Origin of the sequence: Synechococcus sp. A15-28 (assembly GCF_014280175.1) — a bacterium.
Lineage (GTDB): Bacteria > Cyanobacteriota > Cyanobacteriia > PCC-6307 > Cyanobiaceae > Parasynechococcus.
On record NZ_CP047931.1, the window covers coordinates 153593 to 174485 of the forward strand.

18 protein-coding genes are annotated in these 20893 nt (G+C 45.8%); 6 read left to right on the forward strand and 12 right to left on the reverse strand.

The genetic code is table 11. The features are described from left to right. Positions 1–2: 2 nt before the first annotated feature. The 7 genes from SynA1528_RS00795 to SynA1528_RS00825 all read right to left on the reverse strand — a co-directional run bounded on the left by SynA1528_RS00795 (position 3) and on the right by SynA1528_RS00825 (position 6757). Positions 3–1118: a radical SAM protein gene (locus tag SynA1528_RS00795; protein WP_186587264.1), complete on the reverse strand. Its 1116-nt coding sequence runs from the start codon at positions 1116–1118 to the stop codon at positions 3–5. Between the two features lie 97 nt (positions 1119–1215). Next, the gene (locus tag SynA1528_RS00800; protein WP_186587265.1) at positions 1216–2202 is read right to left on the reverse strand and encodes a GDP-mannose 4,6-dehydratase; all 987 of its coding nucleotides are present in this window, start codon (positions 2200–2202) and stop codon (positions 1216–1218) included. Next, complete coding sequence (locus SynA1528_RS00805) at positions 2203–3663, reverse strand: PfkB family carbohydrate kinase (RefSeq protein ID WP_186587266.1); 1461 nt, start codon at positions 3661–3663, stop codon at positions 2203–2205. It abuts the gene before it with no gap. 4 nt (positions 3664–3667) lie between these two features. Continuing rightward, positions 3668–4237, reverse strand: a complete 570-nt coding sequence (locus SynA1528_RS00810; protein WP_186587267.1) for an SIS domain-containing protein — start codon at positions 4235–4237, stop codon at positions 3668–3670. 45 nt (positions 4238–4282) lie between these two features. Beyond that, complete coding sequence (locus tag SynA1528_RS00815; RefSeq protein WP_186587268.1) at positions 4283–5317, reverse strand: hypothetical protein; 1035 nt, start codon at positions 5315–5317, stop codon at positions 4283–4285. Between the two features lie 60 nt (positions 5318–5377). Continuing rightward, positions 5378–6103 (reverse strand): nucleotidyltransferase family protein, encoded by a 726-nt coding sequence (locus SynA1528_RS00820; protein WP_186587269.1) that lies wholly within the window; start codon positions 6101–6103, stop codon positions 5378–5380. 435 nt (positions 6104–6538) lie between these two features. Then, on the reverse strand, positions 6539–6757 hold the full coding sequence (locus tag SynA1528_RS00825; RefSeq protein ID WP_186587270.1) for a hypothetical protein: 219 nt from the start codon (positions 6755–6757) through the stop codon (positions 6539–6541). 287 nt (positions 6758–7044) lie between these two features. Between SynA1528_RS00825 and SynA1528_RS00830 the strand changes: the two genes are divergently transcribed. Both SynA1528_RS00830 and SynA1528_RS00835 read left to right on the forward strand, forming a co-directional pair. Further along, a complete protein-coding gene (locus SynA1528_RS00830) occupies positions 7045–7830 on the forward strand; it encodes a 2OG-Fe(II) oxygenase (protein ID WP_186587271.1) in 786 nt (261 codons plus the stop codon). Between the two features lie 3 nt (positions 7831–7833). After that, positions 7834–8664 carry a hypothetical protein gene (locus SynA1528_RS00835; RefSeq protein ID WP_186587272.1) on the forward strand — a complete coding sequence of 277 codons (831 nt, stop codon included), beginning with the start codon at positions 7834–7836 and terminating at the stop codon, positions 8662–8664. A gap of 816 nt (positions 8665–9480) precedes the next feature. On the opposite strand, the gene tkt is transcribed toward SynA1528_RS00835, so the two are convergent. The 3 genes from tkt to acpP are packed head-to-tail and all read right to left on the reverse strand — an operon-like array spanning position 9481 to position 13046. Then, the gene (gene tkt / locus SynA1528_RS00840) at positions 9481–11493 is read right to left on the reverse strand and encodes a transketolase (protein ID WP_186587273.1); all 2013 of its coding nucleotides are present in this window, start codon (positions 11491–11493) and stop codon (positions 9481–9483) included. Positions 11494–11547: 54 nt separating this feature from the next. Continuing rightward, a complete protein-coding gene (fabF, locus tag SynA1528_RS00845; protein WP_186587274.1) occupies positions 11548–12795 on the reverse strand; it encodes a beta-ketoacyl-ACP synthase II in 1248 nt (415 codons plus the stop codon). A gap of 8 nt (positions 12796–12803) precedes the next feature. Then, positions 12804–13046, reverse strand: coding sequence for an acyl carrier protein (acpP, locus tag SynA1528_RS00850; RefSeq protein WP_007099572.1), 243 nt, complete (start codon positions 13044–13046; stop codon positions 12804–12806). Between the two features lie 147 nt (positions 13047–13193). Here acpP and psaC point away from each other — a divergent pair, with 147 nt between their 5' ends. Both psaC and glmS read left to right on the forward strand, forming a co-directional pair. Beyond that, positions 13194–13439, forward strand: a complete 246-nt coding sequence (gene psaC, locus SynA1528_RS00855; protein WP_006850103.1) for a photosystem I iron-sulfur center protein PsaC — start codon at positions 13194–13196, stop codon at positions 13437–13439. A 54-nt stretch (positions 13440–13493) separates the two neighbouring features. Then, a complete protein-coding gene (gene glmS / locus SynA1528_RS00860; RefSeq protein ID WP_186587275.1) occupies positions 13494–15383 on the forward strand; it encodes a glutamine--fructose-6-phosphate transaminase (isomerizing) in 1890 nt (629 codons plus the stop codon). Between the two features lie 3 nt (positions 15384–15386). Here the strand turns inward: glmS and SynA1528_RS00865 are convergent, their stop codons facing one another. Next, complete coding sequence (locus SynA1528_RS00865) at positions 15387–16847, reverse strand: mannose-1-phosphate guanylyltransferase/mannose-6-phosphate isomerase (RefSeq protein ID WP_186587276.1); 1461 nt, start codon at positions 16845–16847, stop codon at positions 15387–15389. Positions 16848–16936: 89 nt separating this feature from the next. Between SynA1528_RS00865 and SynA1528_RS00870 the strand changes: the two genes are divergently transcribed. Next, a complete protein-coding gene (locus SynA1528_RS00870; RefSeq protein WP_222930188.1) occupies positions 16937–17641 on the forward strand; it encodes a 2OG-Fe(II) oxygenase in 705 nt (234 codons plus the stop codon). Between the two features lie 454 nt (positions 17642–18095). Here the strand turns inward: SynA1528_RS00870 and SynA1528_RS00875 are convergent, their stop codons facing one another. After that, positions 18096–18665 carry an FkbM family methyltransferase gene (locus SynA1528_RS00875; RefSeq protein WP_186587278.1) on the reverse strand — a complete coding sequence of 190 codons (570 nt, stop codon included), beginning with the start codon at positions 18663–18665 and terminating at the stop codon, positions 18096–18098. Between the two features lie 370 nt (positions 18666–19035). Between SynA1528_RS00875 and SynA1528_RS00880 the strand changes: the two genes are divergently transcribed. Continuing rightward, a complete protein-coding gene (locus tag SynA1528_RS00880) occupies positions 19036–20658 on the forward strand; it encodes a tetratricopeptide repeat-containing glycosyltransferase family protein (RefSeq protein ID WP_186587279.1) in 1623 nt (540 codons plus the stop codon). The last annotated feature ends 235 nt before the right edge of the window (positions 20659–20893 follow it).

A 20893-nucleotide genomic window follows, 5' to 3' on the forward strand; every position in this document is an offset into this window, starting at 1 on the left:
GGTTAAATAAAGTTTTTGTGCAATACGTTACCCTCTATAATATCATACAAATATCGGTTTGGTTCGTCCATTCTGCATGTTCTTCTGCAGTCATTAAGGTCAAGCTTCGTTTGAACATATTCAAGGCACTTTTGTCTCTCAGGAGACTTCCAAATGTTTTCGATTTTTTCTTCTTTAACGTTTCCTAATTTAAAGTTTTCATTTCCAACGTGTGCACCACAACCATACACTGAACCATCCCCTGATATGTAGAACCATAAGGCTGGCGTACTCCAGCAAGTTTTGTATCTTTCTACTTCTCCTCGCAATTTTTCTAATGCATTAAATCGACTAACAAAATTAAAATCTTTTACATTTTTGTATTTTTCACTAAGAGACTGAACTGTGTCTCTATAGAGAGCTGATGAATAATCGAGCGAATTCTTATAACCTTCTTGCTTCATATATACATTATGTACGTATGGTTTTAGTACCACATAGTCGACGCCATGATCAATAGCTCTCTCACAGAGCTCATCAAGAGTATCAATATTATCAGGCAGTAGCAATGATTGTATGCCTAAAGCACATTTATTTGTATTTCTGTTGTCCCTTCTGTGTGAAACTAAATTATCAATATTTTCCCAAACTTTGTTAAAGTCTTCTTTGCGTGTTCTATGTATAGCTTCATAGCTATTTTCATTGCCTGCATTCATGGAAATTTTGATCCATGAGACATTGTGAATTGCTTTTCTAATGAATTCACTATTTAAATAAACTCCATTAGTCGTAAAGGATGTATCTATTCCATTCGATGCTGCATCATTTACTATATCTGAGATCTCCTTATTGAGTAAAGGCTCTCCGTCACCAGCAAACATTACTGATTTTAATCCTATGTTACGTGCTGAATCAAAAAACTCTTTTAGGAGGCTCCTATTCAAAAATATTGGTTTATAGCCAATATAATCAACAGAACAAAATGTGCATCTATGATTGCATGATCCAGAACTCGATATTTCTGCATATATTGGTTTCAGCTCCTTGTGTTTGTTCCAATCATCTTTGGCGTCTATTAACGCACTGACTCTATCGGGATGATAATGAAGCTTATGCGTGTCAATCCGAAATTTGTCCATGAATTTTTTTTTTATCATACCATGCCTTGCTTGCAGGCTAATGTGAGCGAAGCCTTCATTAATAATTAGTAGATTCTTATCAACTAATGACTTCTACTTATTTTTTGTGTGAGTACTCCCAACTCATCTTTATCAGGCTATTTAGGTTTTCTCTTACCCAGATTATTGTTTTGTCTATACCAGCTTCTAGGTTGCATTCATCTTTCCATTCCATTTCAATTCTTAGTTTGTCTGTTTTCAACAAATATGTGTCGTCTTTCCCTAATCTCTCGTCAGTCACTTCAACACATTTTTCGAAACTACCCCCAGTTCTCTTGAATATTCTCATTACTAGCTCTTTGATGGATATAATTTCGTTGGTTGATATATGCCATATTGACCCCGGATTGGCTCTTTCCATAATTAACCTTGTAGCTCTGACTGTGTCGTCAATATATACAAATGATCTTTTTGATTTCCCCCCTCCGTGTAGTTGCATACGCGCTCCTGTTAAAGAACATAGTATTGCTTTAGGCATAATCCTATATAACTGTTGGCCTGGTCCATATACATTCGCTGCTCTTGTAAAAACAACTGGAAAGTTATATGCATTTAAAAAGCTCTTTAGATGTAAATCGCACGCAGCTCTACTTACTGCATAGGGTGTAGAAGGCTTGTAATTTTCGTTTTCTTTTTGCCATTTTCCTTCACTGCTGCCATATACTTCGGGAGTGCTTATATGAACGTACTTCTCAAGACCCTCTGTTTGCCTCAAGATATCATGCAATTTAACTTGTGCTACAACATTTGTTTGATACCAATCTTCTGGGGTTCGCCAACTTTGTGCCACCATTCCTTGAGAAGCAAAATTTACTACATACTCTGGCTTATACTTATTAATTATATTTTTAAGAATCTCCTCATCATGATTTAGGTTGACCTGTTCAAAGACTATATCTTTTTTATCCCATTTGTAGGGTAAAAATTCTATGGGTGGCTCTGCTGACCTACTTATTCCAATTACATTATATCCTCTTTTAATGCATTCCCTGCAGTAGTGTGCCCCCGTGAAGCTATTGCTTCCAATGACTAAAATAGTTTTCATTCAGTCAAAAAACTCAGTTATTTTTGATTCTAGCTTTTTAATTGTAATTGGTACATTACCCATTGTTTCGACTGCTGTGCATGCAATAAATGTACCTATGAAGGCGACTTTCATAATTGGCTGGCGCAGTGACAGGCCTATTGCCATTCCTGCGAGCAACGAGTCTCCTGCTCCAGTCACATCTACTGGTGTGACTGCCAAAGCTGGATATGCCTGCTTCACTGTCCTTCCATCATCTTGATTCTGATAAACGATAAAACCTTCTGCACCTATTTTCATTATCATATTTTTTGATCTGGTTACCTTCATTACTTCTAGGCTTAGTTGCTCTAAATTAATATCTTTTTTTTGCAATGCCACCTTGGCTTCTCTTTCATTTGGACATATTAGTTCTGCCCCCCTATATTTAGTTATCGATCCAACTTGCGAGCTACATTGTAGATCTGCAAAGATTGGTATACCTTTCTTCGTTGCTAAACTCTCTATTGTATCTTTTACTTTGTCAGTAATTACTCCATAAACAAAGTCTGAGATAACAATTCCGTCATGTGTTTTTATTTTTTCCTCTAGTTCTTCAATGACTTTTCTCTCAACTTCTGAATCAACATCTTTTTCATCCAACTTGCTTACTCTAAATAGTTTTTGACCATCAACAACGTATCTTTTCTTTACTGTCGTTGGTCTGCGCTTATCTTTAATCAGCGAACAATTAATGTTTAACGAGTTCAGTTCACTTCTTATCCATTCAGAGGCTTCATCGTCCCCTGTTACAGATATGTATGAGCATTTTGCACCTAATGCACTTATATGACTAGCAACAATACTTGCCCCACCTACGAATTTTTTTTCTTCTATTTCTTTTACAACAACTACCGGAGCTTCCGCACTTAGTCCCAGTGCTTCACACACAGAATATTCATCAACTATTGTATCTCCAATAACAAGAATATTCGCATTTTTCCAGTTTTCTAAAAGTTCGTTGATATCCGATTTTTGTATTGATCTCTTTTCACATATCTCCTTTATTGCTTTTAATTTTTTTTCTTTTCTTTCTTGCTCTGTTTTGGTTAATAAATCATGAGCATCATTGACTTGATCCGTTACATGATATAAAACTTTTCTCCCTTCACAGACTTGGAGATCAATAGCCTCATGGATTCTTATATCGTTAGTGTTTTTGTGTTCGATGCCTAGTACTAGGAAATCAGGTTTTAGATCTTTAATTGCAGCCGCTAAATCTTTGTTTGCTAGTGATATTAACTCCTCATTTGTCGTAAATCTTCTGAGTGATTCTATTCTTTCTTCTTGAGAATAGGGATATATCGGATTACCTTTATTGTCTCTTTCATCGCCTGCTACTGCTATTATTACTTTTTCTCCTTGTTTCTTCGCGTATCCTAGATATCGAAGATGCCCAGGATGTATGGAACTGAAGTGTCCATATGTTAAAACTGTAACCATTGTCTTATCCCTGCTTGCTTCTTATTAGTATTTCTTGCATGCAGATATGCCCAACTATTAATTGCCAATCTTCGCTTATTTGCATGTCATTAACATCAAAGTGTATCGCTATATCTACTAAGTTTTTACATATTCCTCCATCATATCCAAAAATTCCAATAGTCTTCATTTCTTTTTTCCTGCCCACTTCTATAGCATTAATTATATTTTTTGAATTGCCGCTACCGGAAAGTACTAACAGCATATCACCTTTCATGCCTTTTCTTTCTACTTGATGGCTAAATATCTGTTCGTACCCCAAATCATTACCAAGGCATGTCAATATGGATGTATTACTTGCTAACGCTTCTACTTTGATTCCTCTCGAGTTCTTTGCATTTTTGCATGCGCCATAATGTAAATCGTTTGATATGTGAAGCGCATTAGCCGCGCTTCCTCCGTTTCCACAAATATACACCACATTATTATTTTTTCTGCATTCATCTATTTCATTTATCAACTTAGTTATCTTTTCTTCAATGTCTCCAGGAGTACAACTTATTAATCTCTGTAAGTAATTCTTTGCAAGCACCATGATACTTCAACATACCTGGGCACTCTACCATGGGCCGCACCCTCTCTACGTTAATCTCATTTCAATATTCTGTCTTATCATGTATTCGTATGTCTCATGATTACTTCTTTCATTAATCCATGTTTGGCCGGGACAACTATTGTATCGGTATAATCTTTGCGAACTATATGGGGTTACCCAGATTGCATCTGCATATAGCACATAATTAACATCTTTAGATAATATGCATACCTCGGATATGCCACCACCATTAATCTGATAATGTAAACGCGATTGACTAGCTGTAATTATTTCATCCATGAAATTACCTGAGTTTCCAAATAGCACAAGCTTATTTCTTGTATAGATACTGTTCAAGTAATCTCTACCTTCCTTGCATGTAAGTATGATTGTTTTTTGGCCATATTCATTATATAGGTTGGTTATCGTTTCCATTATTGCGAATGGATTGTTATTTTTTATTGGCCTCGCGCGATTGTATCTAAAGTTTGTTGTCATATATTCTCCTATAGTATTTTTCTTTCTGTACTTTTCTCTTAGTCTATCGCCAAATAAGTAATTCTCTTCATATGCTTCTAGTCTCTTATGAAATAGTGCTGTAAGTAGTGAATACAATTCTCTTGTTAAGGTAAAAAAGTTTTTTACCTTTTTTTTGTCAACCCACTCTTCCTCTATCATGTTTGCTTGTACTAACTTTTCAAATAGTATTGTTCCCTCTAGGTTCTTAATAATTGTTTTCTCCCTCTCCAGTTCAGTCACTCTTATTATTTCAATATTTCTTCCCGCGAGAACTTCATCATTTATCTTCCCTATATTTTCATACACGGAAGCTCCCACTTTATCGGTTTTGTTAGTTTTATTTTCTTTCTCATAACTCCATAGCCCAGATTTTTCTGCTTCGAAGATATAGATGTTTGTTACTACACCTAAGGCCTTTAATGTAGATATGCAATTTAATGCATGTATCAATTCACCGTATTTCGGCTTAACCCATTTGAGATCAATTATTGCATTTAAACCTTTGCCGTAGCTTCCCTTCTTGATTTTATTGGCAACATTTATTACCTCTCTGCTGTACATTGTACTCGCATTTACCAAAAACTTTTCTAATACTTTATTTCGCATTGCTTTCTGTCAAATCTACTGCATTATATCAGTATCCGGTCTCGTCCTAAAATATTCACATGCATGTTCCAGTCTTTCAACAGAACCGATATCATCAAAATAACCTTTTGATTCATATGAATATATTTGGCCTGTTAAATATTGAATTATATCCTTAGTTAAATCAAAATTCTTCTTTCCAGAAAATGTATCATAGTTCCAGAATTCTTTGGCGAGTATGTATACTGCTCCGTTTGCTTGGTATCCATTGTAATCTTTACTTTTTTCGTGAAACTCGACAACTATATTTTTTGAATTTGTTTTTATTATTCCACATTCATGTGGACGCTCTGTTGTGTAGGTCATCATTGTGATATTGCACTGCCTAGGTCTTTCTTTATGCGCCCTTATAAAGCCTGTTAAACTATCTTCCACAATGTTGTCTGTGTGTATCACTAGACAATCGTCATGCCTTAAGACTTCTTTGTGTGCTTCTAGTGTTCCTGCAGTTCCTAATAGCTTTTCTTCGTAGTGCAATTCTATTTTCTTACCTCTATTCTTCCACTTCTCCATATGACTTTCGACAATATCATGCATATAATGTGTATTTATTATTATATTATCTACGCCGACTCTTTCAAGTTTTTTTATCCAAATGTCTAGCAATACCTTTCCATTAATTGTAACCAAGCATTTGGGTATTTTGTTTGTAATTGGTCTCAATCGTGTGCCTAGTCCAGCAGATAGAAGAAGTGCGTACATTTTTGTGTTTTCGTTTTTAGCTTGCCTAGTCCGATGATACCATTGTACATCTTGGCGTGTATTTTCAGTGCCAGTAGCATATCTCTATCCATCCGCTACGCCGTGGGCTAATCACCAACTATTGTCCCTTTATAAGAGATTAGATTGCGCTTCCCGCGGTTGCTCTTTGGTCAACCGCATTCCATATCGATCTAAAGTTCCTCATGTTACTTATGGCTACCTAGGTTATTATTCGAACCTGCGTAAGCAAAATATCCCTCACAATTCTTCTTTTTCGAATCTCTATATTCTTGATCATGCCTATGTTCCTTCCTCTCTCAAAGGCTCAGTTTTTCGTTTATGCAGTGGCAATAGTGATTTAACACCTTTTGTTACTCATGATTCTCTCTTATCATCAATTGATCTTGATTTTACATTTAATCACTTATGTCAACTTCAATCTGCATCTGAAATATCTTTTTCAGTCCCTTCCTTGCAATCATTTGATGGCACTTCCCGTATTGCCTTGTTCATAAAGTCATCTCCTGTTATATCTCGTCTTCTAGCCTCTAAGTTCTTAGGATCTATTTCCTTCTGGAAATCCCACCTCCACCCAGATTTGACTCCTCTCTTATCTGTAAAGCCCACTGAAGTCGTTCTCTCACCCTTCTTCACCACTAAATCGAGAATTCACCAAGTTATAAAAAAAACTTTTAATTATGACCAGTTTGAATTTGTATATTCGCCATCCTCTATGATGGCTATACCTTTTATCCTTCACTCAATTCCTGTTTACTTGTCCACTGCACATCCTCTTTTCCCAATTCTTGGCTCATACATCCCTCCCTTATCTAGAAAGCAATCCATCGAACTAATAATTAACGCTATTTCTAGGACTTCGATTTCTATCTCCACGTTTTCTGATCTGGAAGCATTGCTGTCAGTCATTCATCCTCATTGATATGTCTAGCTTTCCGTCTCTTCTTGATAATGTTTCGCGTTCACAGTTAAGGCTTGAACCTTTTCCCCATTATGTAATCGAAAATGCGTTGCCCATTGATACTTATGCTAAGTTATCTAAATCGTTTCCATCTTCATATTTATCATCTGATTCTTCCCATGTAATAAATGATCGTGGCCATACGAGAAGATTGTTGGCTCGGAACTTTCCTTTGGTTAGTGATGTTCCGCAAACTTGGTGTGATTTTGCCGATGTCCATACTCATCCTTCTTTTTTTAGTGCTGTTACCTCTTTCTTCCTTCAACAGCCTATTGAAATTTATTACCCTGGACTCTTATCTAAGCTTCAAAATCTTGACATATCTCTTAGATCTGGCGAACAATCAATTGACTCTAATTCCTGTTTGACTGATTTTCAGTTGGTTGCTAATTTGCCCCATGGCGACAACCATAGTAGTCGGAGTCCCCATCTTGATAATCCACAACAACTCTATGCAATTTTGTACTACATGAGATCGACTGACGATCAATCAATTGGTGGTGGTTTAAAATTATATTCCGCTTCAAATTATGTTAAATCTATCACGCATGGTCGTAATCGCAGTATCGATGAGCAATACTTGACCCCCTTTGACCTCCTTCCCTACAAATCAAATACTGCTATCCTTTTTCTCAACACCCGCAAGTCTTATCATTCTGTTCAACCCATATTTTCTCAATCTGTTATCCGTCGTAGTGTTAATATCATTGGTGAACTGCCTCCTGGCTCTCGTCTTTTTAAAATCTGATATATGGCCTTCAACCCCTTAACTGGTCTTGCCGTTTCACGCGCTACTGCGCTTTTACGTGAGAACTCACCGACTAGCCCACAGGGCTCTGTATTGGACTTTGGTAATCAAAGATTCCGACTTACCCCTCCTGTTCTTAAACACATTTCTAAAGAGCTCGATTGTTCTTTTGAGATCCCTTCTAATGAAGAAGATTTTACTAATTATACTCCTTTTTTTTACCGAGATATTGGTTATTCCGAATATATCGCTATTGATATGAATCAAAAAATGAGTGCTATTCCGATGGATTTGAATACTCATATACCTACTTCCTATCGTTACAAGGCTCAGCATTCACTTGTTATTGATAATGGTACTGGCGAGCATGTGTTTGATCAGCATATGGTTTTTAGAAACCAGCATGACCTTTGTTCTGTAGGTGGAATCATCTTGAACAATAAGCCTTTTTTCCCTTGGATTAATCATGGCTTTTTTGCCTTCCAGCCGGTTTTATTTAGGGACCTCGCTTATGCCAATGGATATGAACCCGTTTTCACATGGCTTGGTGGTAATCACGGCGAGTTCATAGACGTAACCGATAATGACGATATCTGGGTTGAAATTCCTCGTTCGTTTCCATTTTGGAAACGCCCCAAAGGTGCCCTTGAGACACTTCTCTACGACAAGCTTTTAGAAAAGAACAATATCTCAATTGTTGTTGCATACCGTAAGGTAAATGACAACCCTTTCCAAATACCACTTCAAGGGAAGTGGATTCATAATATCGCCGATAAAGAACTTAAGGAAAGGTACAAAGGTCAGCCCGACACCTACCGAGATTTTCACAGTTAGTTTCAGTCAAATCATTTCGGTTGCCAAATTTTTAATTTATGTTTTATTAGAACCGTATATATTGTATTTTACATTTACGATTATGGCTTCTTTTCTCTGTAATTGCTGATTTTTCGCCTTTTGCCTGCCAAGCTTTATCTTTATGGGCTTTTGTAGATAGTATTCACTCTTTTTCTTTATTTCTGCCCTTAATTACTGTTTTAATCGTCATTGTTGCATCTTTTTGCATATTTATATCCTGCAAATAATTCCTTCTCTTCTTTTTTTGTGTATTTAGCATTATTAGAGTTATTTTGCTTTCGGCATTGCATGGAGATCAATCATTGAATCCAGTTTGCACATTGTGACTCTCGTCTTTGATGGGGCTTGCGCAATACTTGTCTTGATTTCAATGCCTTCCTTGTTGCTTGGTTCAATATTTAATTTCGAATTTTGTTGTCTATGTCTCGTAGAACGTGTGTTAATGCGATTATCTTAATGACTTCTGAGTCTTTGATTCGAGATAGGCGATTCTGTTCAGGCGTGATAGCTCAAGGTATAATTTTCTTTGGTGTTTTTTCAAAGTGCCTAGATACGAGTTCCTCGTGTGCGACTATGTCTATTATCTTCTAGGACTGGTCTAGTGATATTCCTTTCAATATTTTCACTGGTTGATACGCTGCTTTCTTTACTAGGTTATTGGAAAACGTCTGTTCACTTACGAGAAACAGCATGCCGTTGTCTGTTTCTGTCTCTGTATTTTGTACAACTAAAGGCCCGCACATTTGTGTGCGGGCCTCGAATCGACAAAAACCGTATTTATAGTGATTCTTTCGTTTATTTAACCAACAGTGTTTTAGCTTTCGTGACGACATTGTCTACAGTGAATCCAAATTCCTTCAGGCAGGTTCCGCCTGGAGCCGAAGCGCCGAAGCGGTTCATGGTGACGCTGTCACCGTCGAGGCCGATGAAGCGGTGCCAGCCGAAGGATTCAGCGGCTTCCACCACCATGCGCTTGCGCACGGCTTTGGGAAGCACCTCTTCCTTGTAGGCGTCGCTCTGCTCATCGAACAGTTCCACACATGGCATGGAAACAACGCGCACCTTCTTGCCGTCTGCGCTGAGCTGTTTGGCAGCCTGCACGCAGAGGTCGAGTTCGGTGCCGGTGCCGATCAGGATCAGATCCGGAGTACCGGCGCAGTCTTCGAGCACATAGCCGCCTTTAGCGACCTTGTCGATCGAGGAGTTGGCCTGGTTGGCCATGCCCTGGCGGCTTAGGCAAAGAGCACTGGGGCGCTTGCGGTTCTGGATCGCCAGCTTGTAAGCACCGCTGGTTTCGTTGGCATCGCCAGGGCGGAACACCAGCATCCCGGGCATGGCACGCAAAGACGGGATGGTTTCGATCGGCTGGTGGGTGGGGCCGTCTTCGCCGACGCCGATGGAGTCGTGGGTGAGCACGTAGATCACACCCAGTTCACTCAGGGCCGACAGGCGCATGGAGCCGCGCATGTAGTCGGCAAACACCAGGAAGGTGCCGCCGTAGGGGATCAGGCCGCTGTCGTGATACGCAATGCCGTTGAGGATGGCGGCCATGGCGTGCTCGCGCACGCCGAAGTGCAGGTAGCGCTTCTCAGGGGTTTCAGGCTGATACGAACCGGTTTCGCCCTTGATGTCAGTGTAGTTAGAATGGGTGAGGTCCGCCGAGCCACCGATCAGCTCAGGCAGGTTGGGACCGAGGGCACCCAGGCAGATCTGGGAGTGCTTTCGGGTGGCGAGACCCTTCTCGTCAGGGCCAGCGGTGGGCAGGTCCTTGTCCCAGCCCTCGGGAAGTTCGCCGCGCAGCATCCGCTCGAACTCAGCGGCCTCAGAGGGGAACTGGGTGCGGTAGCTGGCCAGGGTCTGGTTCCACTCCGCCTCGAGGCTGGCGCCACGATCGATGGCCTGGCGGAACTGGTCGTAGGCCTCCTGGGGCACTTCGAAGGGGCCGTACTCCCAACCCAGCTGCTGACGGGTCAGAGCGGTCTCGTCTTCACCCAGGGGAGCGCCGTGCACGCCAGCGGTGTCTCCCTTATTGGGGGAGCCATAGCCGATGGTGGTGGTCACCTTGATGATCGACGGCTTGTCGGTCACCGCTTTGGCGGCCTCGATTGCCTTGGCGATGGCATCCACGTCGGTGTTGCCGTCGGCCACGTGCTGCACATGCCAGCCGTAGGCCTCGTAGCGCTTCAGCACGTCCTCGGTGAAGGACACGTCCGTGCGGCCGTCGATGGTGATGTGATTGTCGTCGTAGAGAGCGATCAGCTTGCCCAGCTTCAGGTGACCGGCCAGGGAGCAGGCTTCCGAGGCGATGCCTTCCTGGTTGCAGCCATCACCCATCACCACATAGGTGTAGTGATCCACAAGGGTGGCGCCGGGCTTGTTGAACTTGGCGGCGAGGTGCGATTCCGCGATCGCCAGACCCACGGCGTTGGAAATGCCGGCACCCAGAGGGCCGGTGGTCACTTCCACGCCCGGGGTTTCAAAGGTCTCGGGGTGGCCAGGGGTTTTGGAGCCCCACTGGCGGAACTGTTTGATGTCCTCAATCGACACCGAGTCGTAGCCGGTGAGGTGCAGCAGCGCGTACAGCAGCATGCAGCCATGACCGGCCGACAGCACGAAGCGGTCGCGGTTGAACCACTTGGGGTTCTTGGGGTTGTGCTTCAGGAACTTGTCCCACAGCGCGTAACCCATGGGTGCGCAGCCCATCGGCAGGCCGGGGTGGCCGCTCTTGGACTTGTTAATTGCATCGACGGCCAGCATCCGGATGCTGTTGATGCAGAGCGTGTCGAGAGAGGCGGGCGCAGCGACCATGGTGTTAGGAGGAAAAGTTGGGGCGATTGTGACGCACGATGTGAGCCCTGAGGCTCAGCCGGCGCGTTTGAAAGCCAGGCAGACGTTGTGGCCGCCGAAGCCGAAGGAGTTGGACAACACCGTTCCCAGTGTCTGATCCCGCGCCTGATTGGGCACGACATCCAGATCACAGTCAGGATCCGGGTTGGTGTGGTTAATGGTCGGGGGCACGACCCCATGTTGGAGAGCCAGCATGCAGGCCACGGCCTCGATGCCGCCGGAGCCACCCAGCAGATGGCCGGTCATCGATTTGGTGGAGCTCACCGGGATCTGCAGGGCGCGATCCCCGAGAGCGCTCTTGATGGCCGAGGTCTCGTTCTTGTCGTTGGCGGGGGTGCTGGTGCCGTGGGCGTTGACGTAATCGATCTCGGAAGCATCGATGCCGCCGTCGGCCAGGGCGAGCCGCATCGCTTCGGCACCACCGACGCCACCCGGTGTGGGTGAGGTGATGTGGTGGGCATCGCAGGTCATGCCGTAGCCCACCACCTCACCAAGAATCGTGGCGCCTCTGGCTTGCGCGTGCTCCAGGGTTTCGAGCACCAAAACGCCGGCGCCTTCGCCGATCACGAAACCGTCGCGGTCCTTGTCGAATGGGCGACTGGCTGTGGCTGGATCGTCATTGCGGAAGGACAGGGCTTTGGCACTGGCAAAGCCGGCAACACCAAGGGGAGTAATCGCCGATTCCGCGCCACCGCACACCATCGCGTCGGCCTTGCCGAGCTGCAGCAGCCGGAAGGCATCACCGATGGCGTTGGACCCGGCAGCACAGGCGGTGGCCACCGCGGAGCTAGGCCCCTTCGTGCCGAGGGCAATTGCCGCCAATCCAGTTGCCATGTTGGGAATCATCATCGGCACCGTGAACGGACTGACGCGTCCCGGCCCTTTGCCCTCCAGCACATGCGCCTGGGTCTCCATGGTGAGGAGACCGCCGACGCCGGAGCCAATGATCGTGCCAATGCGGTCGGCATTGGCTTCGGAGATGGTGAGCCCTGCATGGGTGATGGCCTGTTTGGCGGCAACCACGCCAAATTTGCAAAAGCGATCCCAGCGCTTGGCTTCTTTCGGTTCGATCAGGCCAGCCGGGTCGAAGTCCTTCACTTCCGCTGCGAAGCGACAGGCGTGGGAGGACGCATCGAACAGGGTGATGGCATCGACCCCGTTCCGTCCGGAAGTCAGGCCGTTCCAGTAGTCCTGAACCGTGTTGCCGATCGGTGTGACCGCGCCGAGGCCCGTGACGACGACGCGATGGAGACCGTCCACCATGTCGATGCTCAGGCCTGCTTGTCTTCGATGTATTTGACGGCGTCACCCACGGTGGTGATGCCCTCGGCGGCTTCGTCGGGGATTTCGATATCGAAGGCCTCTTCCAGGGCCATCACCAGTTCCACCGTGTCGAGGGAGTCAGCGCCCAGGTCGTTCTGGAAGTTGGATTCGGGTTTCACCTCGCCGGCATCGACGCTGAGCTGCTCCGCGACGATGGAACGGACTTTCTCGAGGATCGCTTCCTGGGACATGGCCGTGGCAACGGGACGCTGCATCTTACGGGGAGGCCCTGTTCTGACCTCTCGGACCTGGCCAGCTCATTAACAACAGTGACGGCTGCTGGGTGGACGAGCGATGGCACGGGTACGTTTGCGCCAAGACCTCGTCGCACCGGGTACATGTCCCACGCCGTCAAGATTTACGACACCTGCATCGGCTGCACCCAGTGTGTGCGCGCCTGCCCTCTCGATGTGCTTGAGATGGTGCCCTGGGATGGTTGCAAGGCCGGCCAGATCGCTTCCTCTCCCCGCACCGAGGACTGCGTCGGCTGCAAGCGTTGCGAAACCGCCTGTCCTACTGACTTCCTCAGCATCAGGGTGTATCTGGGTGATGAAACCACCCGCTCCATGGGTCTGGCGTACTGATTTACTCCGTTTCACCTCATAAGCTCGGCCCGGCTTCAGCCGGGCTTTTTTTGTATGTGCGGAATCGTCGCCCTGATTGGGTCGCAGCCGGCAGCACCGCAGTTGCTTGAAGGTCTTCGGCAGCTGGAGTACCGCGGTTACGACTCGGCTGGTCTGGCGACGGTCACGGCTGAGGGACAGCTCACCTGCCTTCGTGCCAAAGGGAAGCTGGTCAATCTCAGCCAGCGCGTTGAGGCCTTGGGGGCCCCAGGCCAATGCGGCATCGGCCACACCCGCTGGGCCACCCACGGCAAGCCTGAGGAACACAACGCCCACCCCCATTGCAGCGCTGATGGGGCAGTGGCCGTGGTGCAGAACGGCATTATTGAAAACCACCGGCAGCTTCGGGATGGCCTGGAGGCCAGCGGGGTGAGGTTCCAGTCGGAGACGGACACCGAGGTGATCCCTCATCTGCTGTCTTCCGAACTGAATCGACGTTTACAGAACGGCGAGCAGCCCAGTGGATCCACCCTGCTGCAGGCGGTACAGGCTGTGTTGCCCCAGCTGCAGGGGGCCTATGCCCTGGCGGTGATCTGGGGGCAGGCCCCCGGCGCTCTGGTGGTGGCCCGTCGAGCTGCTCCGCTGTTGATCGGTCTGGGTGAGGGCGAATTCCTTTGTGCCAGCGATACGCCGGCCCTGGCTGGATTCACCCGCACGATCCTGCCGATGGAGGACGACGAGGTGGCCCTGTTGTCGCCGTTGGGGGTGGAGCTCTATGACGCTGCGGGTGTGCGTCAGCAGCGGATGCCGACCCTGCTGACGGGGACCGACCACGTGGCGGATAAGAGGGAGTTCCGTCACTTCATGCTCAAGGAGATCCATGAGCAGCCGGAAACGGCGGCGTTGTGGGTGTCTCGCCATCTTCCCGAGGGGCTGACGGCTTCGATGCCCGTGGCCTTGCCGTTTGATGAGGCTTTCTACGCCGGCATCGAGCGGATCGAAATTCTCGCCTGCGGCACCAGTCGCCATGCGGCTTTGGTGGGTGCACATCTGCTCGAGCAATTCGCGGGTCTGCCCACAGCCGTTCACTACGCCAGTGAATTTCGATATTCCCCGCCGCCGCTGGCCCCCAACACCCTCACCATCGGCGTCACCCAGTCCGGTGAGACGGCTGACACCCTGGCGGCTCTGGCGATGGAGGCCAAGCGCCGCAACTCCCACGCTGATTCCGCCTATGCCCCGCGCCAGCTGGGGATCACCAACCGTCCGGAGAGTTCGCTCTCCCGTCAGGTTCCCCACATCCTGGACATCGGTGCCGGAATTGAAGTGGGCGTGGCAGCCACCAAAACCTTCATGGGGCAGTTGCTGGCCTTTTACAGCCTGGCAATCTCCTTCGCGGCACGCCGTGGCAGCCGTTCAGAGGCAGAGATTCAGTCTCTAGTGGATGAACTGCGCAGGCTTCCTCAGCAGCTACAGGAGCTGGTATCGCTCCATGATCAGCGCTCGGAAGCCCTGGCCCATCGCTTCGCCGAAACCCAGGACGTGATCTTTCTGGGTCGGGGAATCAACTACCCGATCGCACTGGAGGGAGCTCTCAAGCTCAAGGAGATCAGTTACATCCATGCCGAGGGGTATCCGGCAGGTGAGATGAAGCATGGTCCGATCGCCCTGCTCGATTCCCGGGTGCCGGTGGTGTCGATCGCTGTACCTGGTGTGGTGTTTGAGAAGGTGCTCAGCAACGCCCAGGAAGCCAAGGCCCGTGACGCTCGGCTGATCGGTGTGGCGCCCCAGGGGCCCGACACCGATCTGTTTGATGAATTGCTGCCGGTGCCGGAGGTCAGCGAGTGGATCAGCCCGCTTCTGACGGTGGTGCCGATGCAGCTGCTGAGCTACCACATCGCAGCTCATCGGGGTCTGGATGTGGACCAACCACGCAATCTGGCTAAGAGTGTGACTGTGGAGTGAGCCTCAGCTGGCGTTCATGCTGAGGTCGCTGCGGCCGTAGCGGTCCTTGAAGCGCACGATGTCGTCCTCGCCGAGGTATTCGCCGCTCTGCACTTCGATCAGTTCAACGGGGATCCGGCCGGGGTTGGAGAGGCGGTGTTTGCAACCCATCGGGATGTAAGTGCTCTGGTTTTCGCCCACAAGCTGCTCGGTACCATCGCGCTCTACCAGCGCCGTGCCTTTCACCACCACCCAGTGTTCGGCACGGTGGTGGTGCATCTGCAGCGAGAGGCTAGCTCCGGGTTTCACCGAGATCCGTTTCACCTGCCAGCGGTTTCCTTCGGTGACACTGGTGTAATGGCCCCAGGGGCGGTAAATCTTGCGGTGGGCCTTGCCCTCCGGGCTTCCGGCGGCTTCTAGCTGCTTCACCACTGTTTTGATCTCCTGGGCCTTGGAGCGATCCGCAATCAACACGGCATCGTCGGTTTCCACCACCACAAGGTTTTCAACCCCTAGCCCTACCACTAAGCGGTGTTCGCTGCGCAGGTAGCAATCGCGACTGCCTTCGGCGATCACGTGGCCCTGCAGCACATTGCCTTGGGAATCCTTTTGCTCTGAGGTTTCCCAGAGTGCGCTCCAACTGCCCACGTCGCTCCAGCCTGCATCCAGCGGCAGCACACTGCCCAGATCCGTTTTCTCCATCACGGCCACGTCAATGGCCACGTTGGGGCACTTTGCCAAGGCCTCCCGCTCCAGCCGATGAAATTCCAGGTCAGCCGTGTCCTGCTCCAGAGCTGCTCGACAGCAGCTCACCACTTCTGGGGCCAGTCGCTCCAGTTCCGCCAGCATGGCGCTGGCGCGGAACAGGAACATGCCGCTGTTCCAGGTGAAGCGGCCTGTGGCCAGGAACTGCTCCGCTGTTGCCTGATCTGGCTTCTCCACGAAGCGCTTGATCGGCACATGGGCCTGTTTCCTAAGGGAGAAGGGTTCGCTGGCTTCGATGTAGCCGTAGCCGGTTTCCGGGGCCGTCGGCACGATGCCGAAGGTCACAAGGCGGCCCGCTTCGGCTGGCTTGCGGCCGGCGTTGATCGCCTGGCGGAATTGGGTGGCATCGCGGATTAAGTGATCCGCTGCCAGCACCAGCAGCAGCGGGTCCTCGCCGTTGGCCGTGGCCTGCAGTGCGGCTACGGTCACCGCCGGGGCGGTGTTGCGGCCAATAGGTTCCAGCAGAATCGCATTGGGCTCAACGCCGATCTGGCGCATCTGTTCGGCCACGATGAAGCGGTGGTCTTCATTGCAGATCAATAGAGGAGCTGCAATGGCGTCTAGGCCCTGAAGGCGCTGTTGGGTCTGCTGGAGCAGCGTGGCCTCTCCGTCTCCGCTCAACGGCCAGTACTGCTTGGGGTAACTGGCCCGCGATAGCGGCCAGAGCCGTGTGCCGGTGCCTCCGCAAAGGATCACTGGAATCAGCGGTGTAGCGGCCATCATGTTCCGTATTAGATGACTCAGGTTCGCTTGTTTCAGGGGCGTCTGTCGATGGGATCATGGAAATGACTCTTAATGAGCCCCTTCCTATGGCCATCCACGCGAGTGAATTGGCACACACCTATGCCGCTAACAATCCCTTTCCTCATCTGGTGCTTCGCAATAGTTGGGATGAAGCGTTGCTTTCCAGAGTCGCAGCGGAATGTGACGCTTTTACTAATTGGGACGAGGAGAAGTCTTTTTATGGGTCGATTGGTAAACGCACCTGCGGGACATTCAGTAAGTTGCCGAAGTATACTGCAAAGCTAGTTTCCTACTGCAATGGTTCGAAATTTCTTGCTTGGCTAGAGGAGTTGACTGGAGAAAGTGGTTTAATTTCGGATCCACATTTGTTTGGTGGAGGCATTCATTCTACGATTAATCAGGGATTTCTCAAAATGCATACGGACTTCAACTGGCACCACCGTTTGAAGTTGTACCGGCGGCTCAATTTACTAATTTATCTCAATAAGAACTGGCAGAAGTTGTGGGGTGGCGAATTGCTGTTAGCTCGAATGACGGAAGCCGGTTTGCATACAGAAGCGTCCATTGCACCATGCTTTAACACAATGGTGATTTTTACCACAACTGACCATAGCTTTCATGGCCACCCACAACCTATGCTTCTCCCAGAAGGTAGGGCTCGTAATTCAATTGCCCTCTATTACTACGTCTCCGAGAAGCCTAAAGGCACCTCGGACATTCGACGAACAATGACGGATTATCGTCGTTCAAATGGTCAGCGTTATTTATAATTCCCGCCTTCAATACATTTAAGTGGCTGATGCAATATATTTGCCATCATTTCTCGACATGCGATTAGTCAGCTTTTGTGAAAAAAATTAATTACTTCTTTTAGCAAAAGCAGTAGCCTTTGGATGGCTTGCTTCAGACTTTTTCACTTCTCCAGCATAAATTTTTGAAATTAGATCTTTTTCTTGAGCTTGAGAAAGGGGATTGTCAAGAATAAATTTGAAACTTTATCGTTTATGGGTGGTTGCTAAACATCCATAATTTTTGTTTTTACTGAATCTATTTGATTAATCCCTTTGTGATAAGTTTGGCTGAAATTATGTGTGGGTTGCTACTTTAATATTTGTTGGAAATAGTATTAGAGAAAATTGATTTAACTGATCAGTCTGACTAGATAGGTCAATGAGAAAAAGTGTATATTATATTTATGCGTTAAAGCATGCTATAATGTGTTTATCATGTTAAATCACAAGCTAATACATAGTCAGTAATCACATTTGCGCTGTTTCGGGAAGTTCCTTTGATTGAGTATCCTTTTTTCAATAAAAAGTTTAACGCAGCATTATTATCTTGATTATTAAGCCTTATTGAGTTTTGCTCAATAATTATAACAGGATTTTTGTTTATTATAGTATTCCATCCTCCGCGTAAAACATTAAATTCAAATCCTTCGACGTCAATTTTAATTAGACCTATATTTGAATATTTTGTTGTCAATAAAAAACTATCAAGAGGTACACTTTGCGCGTAGTGTTTGGTTGATTTTAAAAAGGTTCTTTGTTTTCCATCATCGAGGCTATTATGATGACATCCTCCATACATTTTTATTGTTTCAAATTCGTTCCCGAGCGCGCATTTGTAGTGTGTTGATTTTGATAAGTCTGCATTAGTACAAAAATCCTCATAAACGACTGGGTCAAAACAGAAAGTATGCGAAAAATCCTTTTGAGAAAAATAAGTAAACTCTCCAAATCTGCAACCTATATCAAGTGCCAGGTCGAAAGATTTTATATAAGGTCTACTCATCTCATAAAGTACTTTGCAGGGATGATTCTTTGGGTCCATCCACCCATTAATGGGATTAAAGATATATTTTTTTTGAATGTAATTTTCTTTTTGCTGATTAGGAAATTGCGTTGGCAACGGAAGGCATTGATGATACATCAGAAGTGTTTTAAATATATTACACTGGAATGGATGTCTATCCCACACTTTTTTGGATGAGACGAGAAATTGACCTTTGTAACAGTTGTCAACAATTGAATGCGCCTATTTCTATTGCATGGCGCAAATACTTTATTCGCTTTCTCAATAGCAAGCTTGAGCCTAGACTCTGTAGATGTGCCATAATATCAAAATCTTAAGGTCTTTATTTCATTGAGTAAAGGAATGAAGCATGACTCACTCACTTTCAGACAGTCGATTTAGAAGTGAACTAAAAAAAGCTGTTCGGTTCCTAAAAGATGGAAATTTGCATGAAGCTGAAGTGATTCTTCGTGAATTGGCTAGTACGTATAGTCAAAATATTGGTGTTATTGGTAATTTGGCTTGTATTTATATTGAGCTTGCTAAATATAAAAATGCAATCAGGCTTCTAGAGCATGCTCTAGCATTAAATCCAAATTCTCCAAAGCTAAATTACAATATTGGACTTGCTTTACTTTGCTCTAAGCAATACAGACAAGCAATACATTATTTGCAGAGGGCTAGGAATTTTTCCCCACAAAATGCCGACGTTTTGAATAATCTTGGGTTGGCTTTTCAGAAGAATAATCAACTAAAAGAATCTATTCATTGCTTTAGAGATTCTCTCGAAGTTCGAGCAAGCAATTCTGAAGCACATAATAACTTAGGGGTTTCGTGGTTGATTCTTGGTGAATATAGTAAGGCTTTTGCATCATTTAAGACTGCTCTGAAATTCGATAAACTCTCTGTTCAGTCTTGGTCTAACCTTGGTATCGCTTTGAAGTATCAGGGTAAATTTCAATATTCAATATATGCTTTACGTCATGCTTTGAAATTATTTCCTCATTCACATGAACTGCATTATAATTATGCACTATCACTATTTAGTGCTGGTAATTATAGGGAAGCTTGGCAGCATTTTGCTTGGAGGGACGAATTAATTGAAAGGCCTGATTTGATGCAAAAGACCTTTTTTCATTATGATAAATTAATTCCTTCTGATTCCTCTATATGCATCTTTTCTGAGCAAGGGCTTGGTGATACCCTTCAATTCTCACGCTACTTTTTGCTCGCATCAAAAACGTTTAGTGAGATATCCTTTTGTATACCACCTAAGCTTTCATCTCTACTAAAATATTCTGGATTTCCTAGATTGGTTCACAATACTAATACGTTGCCATCTTCTTTCTATACATATAAATTATTAGACTTGCCTTCATATTATGGGGCTTCTCCATCAAATGCAATTATTTCTTCGAAATACCTAAAAACTCCTCATCATCTTGTGGATAAGTGGAGATCAAAATTTGCAAAAGCTGGAATTGTTAACCCTATTATTGGCATAAATTGGTCTGGCAATAGACTAGATCTTCGTAAAAAGGGTCGCGATTTTCCAGCCCAAAATCTTATTGAACATTGCAGTTTGATTGGCCTGCATTTAGTATTTCTTCAACGTGTTCAAGATGAGGATTTTACAAGGTATAGACCACTTCCTTCTCAGCCTGAGCTCAAATTAATTCAAGAGGAAATTTATCGTTTAGCTGATTCAGACTGTCCAGACGATTTTCTAGAATATGCATCAGTTGTATGTAGTTGCGATTTGATTATAACTTCTGCTACTACCTTATGTCATCTAGCAGGTGGATTAGGAGTGCCTACTTGGACCTTACTGCAGAAAGTTCCCGATTGGCGCTGGGGGGCTGAAGAATATCAAACAGGCTGGTATGAATCTATGCGTTTATTTCGTCAAAGATCTGATGGGGATTGGGCAAGTGTAATTGAGGACATTAAGCTTGAACTAAGTATCAAGTATTTTCTTGGTATTGGTGTTTAAGTATCAAGAAGATTCTTGTTATATTTTTATTCGATTCTAGATTAGTGGTATATTGATTTTGGTTTTTTGGTTAATCCTGATCCCTAATCAGTAAACACATCGTTGTACATGGCGCCTACCTTGAACGTACTTGCAAGTGTTATTTGAAATAAATCGTCATTAACGTGTACCCTTTTGTGAGTATTTTATTAATCAATTAAATCTTGTCTGTTTTGCTGGGGCGGCTTGTTGTTTA

Excerpts from the sequence above, each read along its gene's own strand:
- SynA1528_RS00795 (WP_186587264.1), bottom strand. The coding sequence starts at position 1,118 with ATGGACAAATTTCGGATTGACACGCATAAGCTTCATTATCATCCCGAT.
- SynA1528_RS00800 (WP_186587265.1), bottom strand. The coding sequence starts at position 2,202 with ATGAAAACTATTTTAGTCATTGGAAGCAATAGCTTCACGGGGGCACAC.
- SynA1528_RS00805 (WP_186587266.1), bottom strand. The coding sequence starts at position 3,663 with ATGGTTACAGTTTTAACATATGGACACTTCAGTTCCATACATCCTGGG.
- SynA1528_RS00810 (WP_186587267.1), bottom strand. The coding sequence starts at position 4,237 with ATGGTGCTTGCAAAGAATTACTTACAGAGATTAATAAGTTGTACTCCT.
- SynA1528_RS00815 (WP_186587268.1), bottom strand. The coding sequence starts at position 5,317 with ATGTACAGCAGAGAGGTAATAAATGTTGCCAATAAAATCAAGAAGGGA.
- SynA1528_RS00820 (WP_186587269.1), bottom strand. The coding sequence starts at position 6,103 with ATGTACGCACTTCTTCTATCTGCTGGACTAGGCACACGATTGAGACCA.
- SynA1528_RS00830 (WP_186587271.1), top strand. The coding sequence starts at position 7,045 with ATGTCTAGCTTTCCGTCTCTTCTTGATAATGTTTCGCGTTCACAGTTA.
- SynA1528_RS00835 (WP_186587272.1), top strand. The coding sequence starts at position 7,834 with ATGGCCTTCAACCCCTTAACTGGTCTTGCCGTTTCACGCGCTACTGCG.
- tkt (WP_186587273.1), bottom strand. The coding sequence starts at position 11,493 with ATGGTCGCTGCGCCCGCCTCTCTCGACACGCTCTGCATCAACAGCATC.
- fabF (WP_186587274.1), bottom strand. The coding sequence starts at position 12,795 with ATGGTGGACGGTCTCCATCGCGTCGTCGTCACGGGCCTCGGCGCGGTC.
- acpP (WP_007099572.1), bottom strand. The coding sequence starts at position 13,046 with ATGTCCCAGGAAGCGATCCTCGAGAAAGTCCGTTCCATCGTCGCGGAG.
- psaC (WP_006850103.1), top strand. The coding sequence starts at position 13,194 with ATGTCCCACGCCGTCAAGATTTACGACACCTGCATCGGCTGCACCCAG.
- glmS (WP_186587275.1), top strand. The coding sequence starts at position 13,494 with ATGTGCGGAATCGTCGCCCTGATTGGGTCGCAGCCGGCAGCACCGCAG.
- SynA1528_RS00865 (WP_186587276.1), bottom strand. The coding sequence starts at position 16,847 with ATGGCCGCTACACCGCTGATTCCAGTGATCCTTTGCGGAGGCACCGGC.
- SynA1528_RS00870 (WP_222930188.1), top strand. The coding sequence starts at position 16,937 with ATGGCCATCCACGCGAGTGAATTGGCACACACCTATGCCGCTAACAAT.
- SynA1528_RS00875 (WP_186587278.1), bottom strand. The coding sequence starts at position 18,665 with ATGAGTAGACCTTATATAAAATCTTTCGACCTGGCACTTGATATAGGT.
- SynA1528_RS00880 (WP_186587279.1), top strand. The coding sequence starts at position 19,036 with ATGACTCACTCACTTTCAGACAGTCGATTTAGAAGTGAACTAAAAAAA.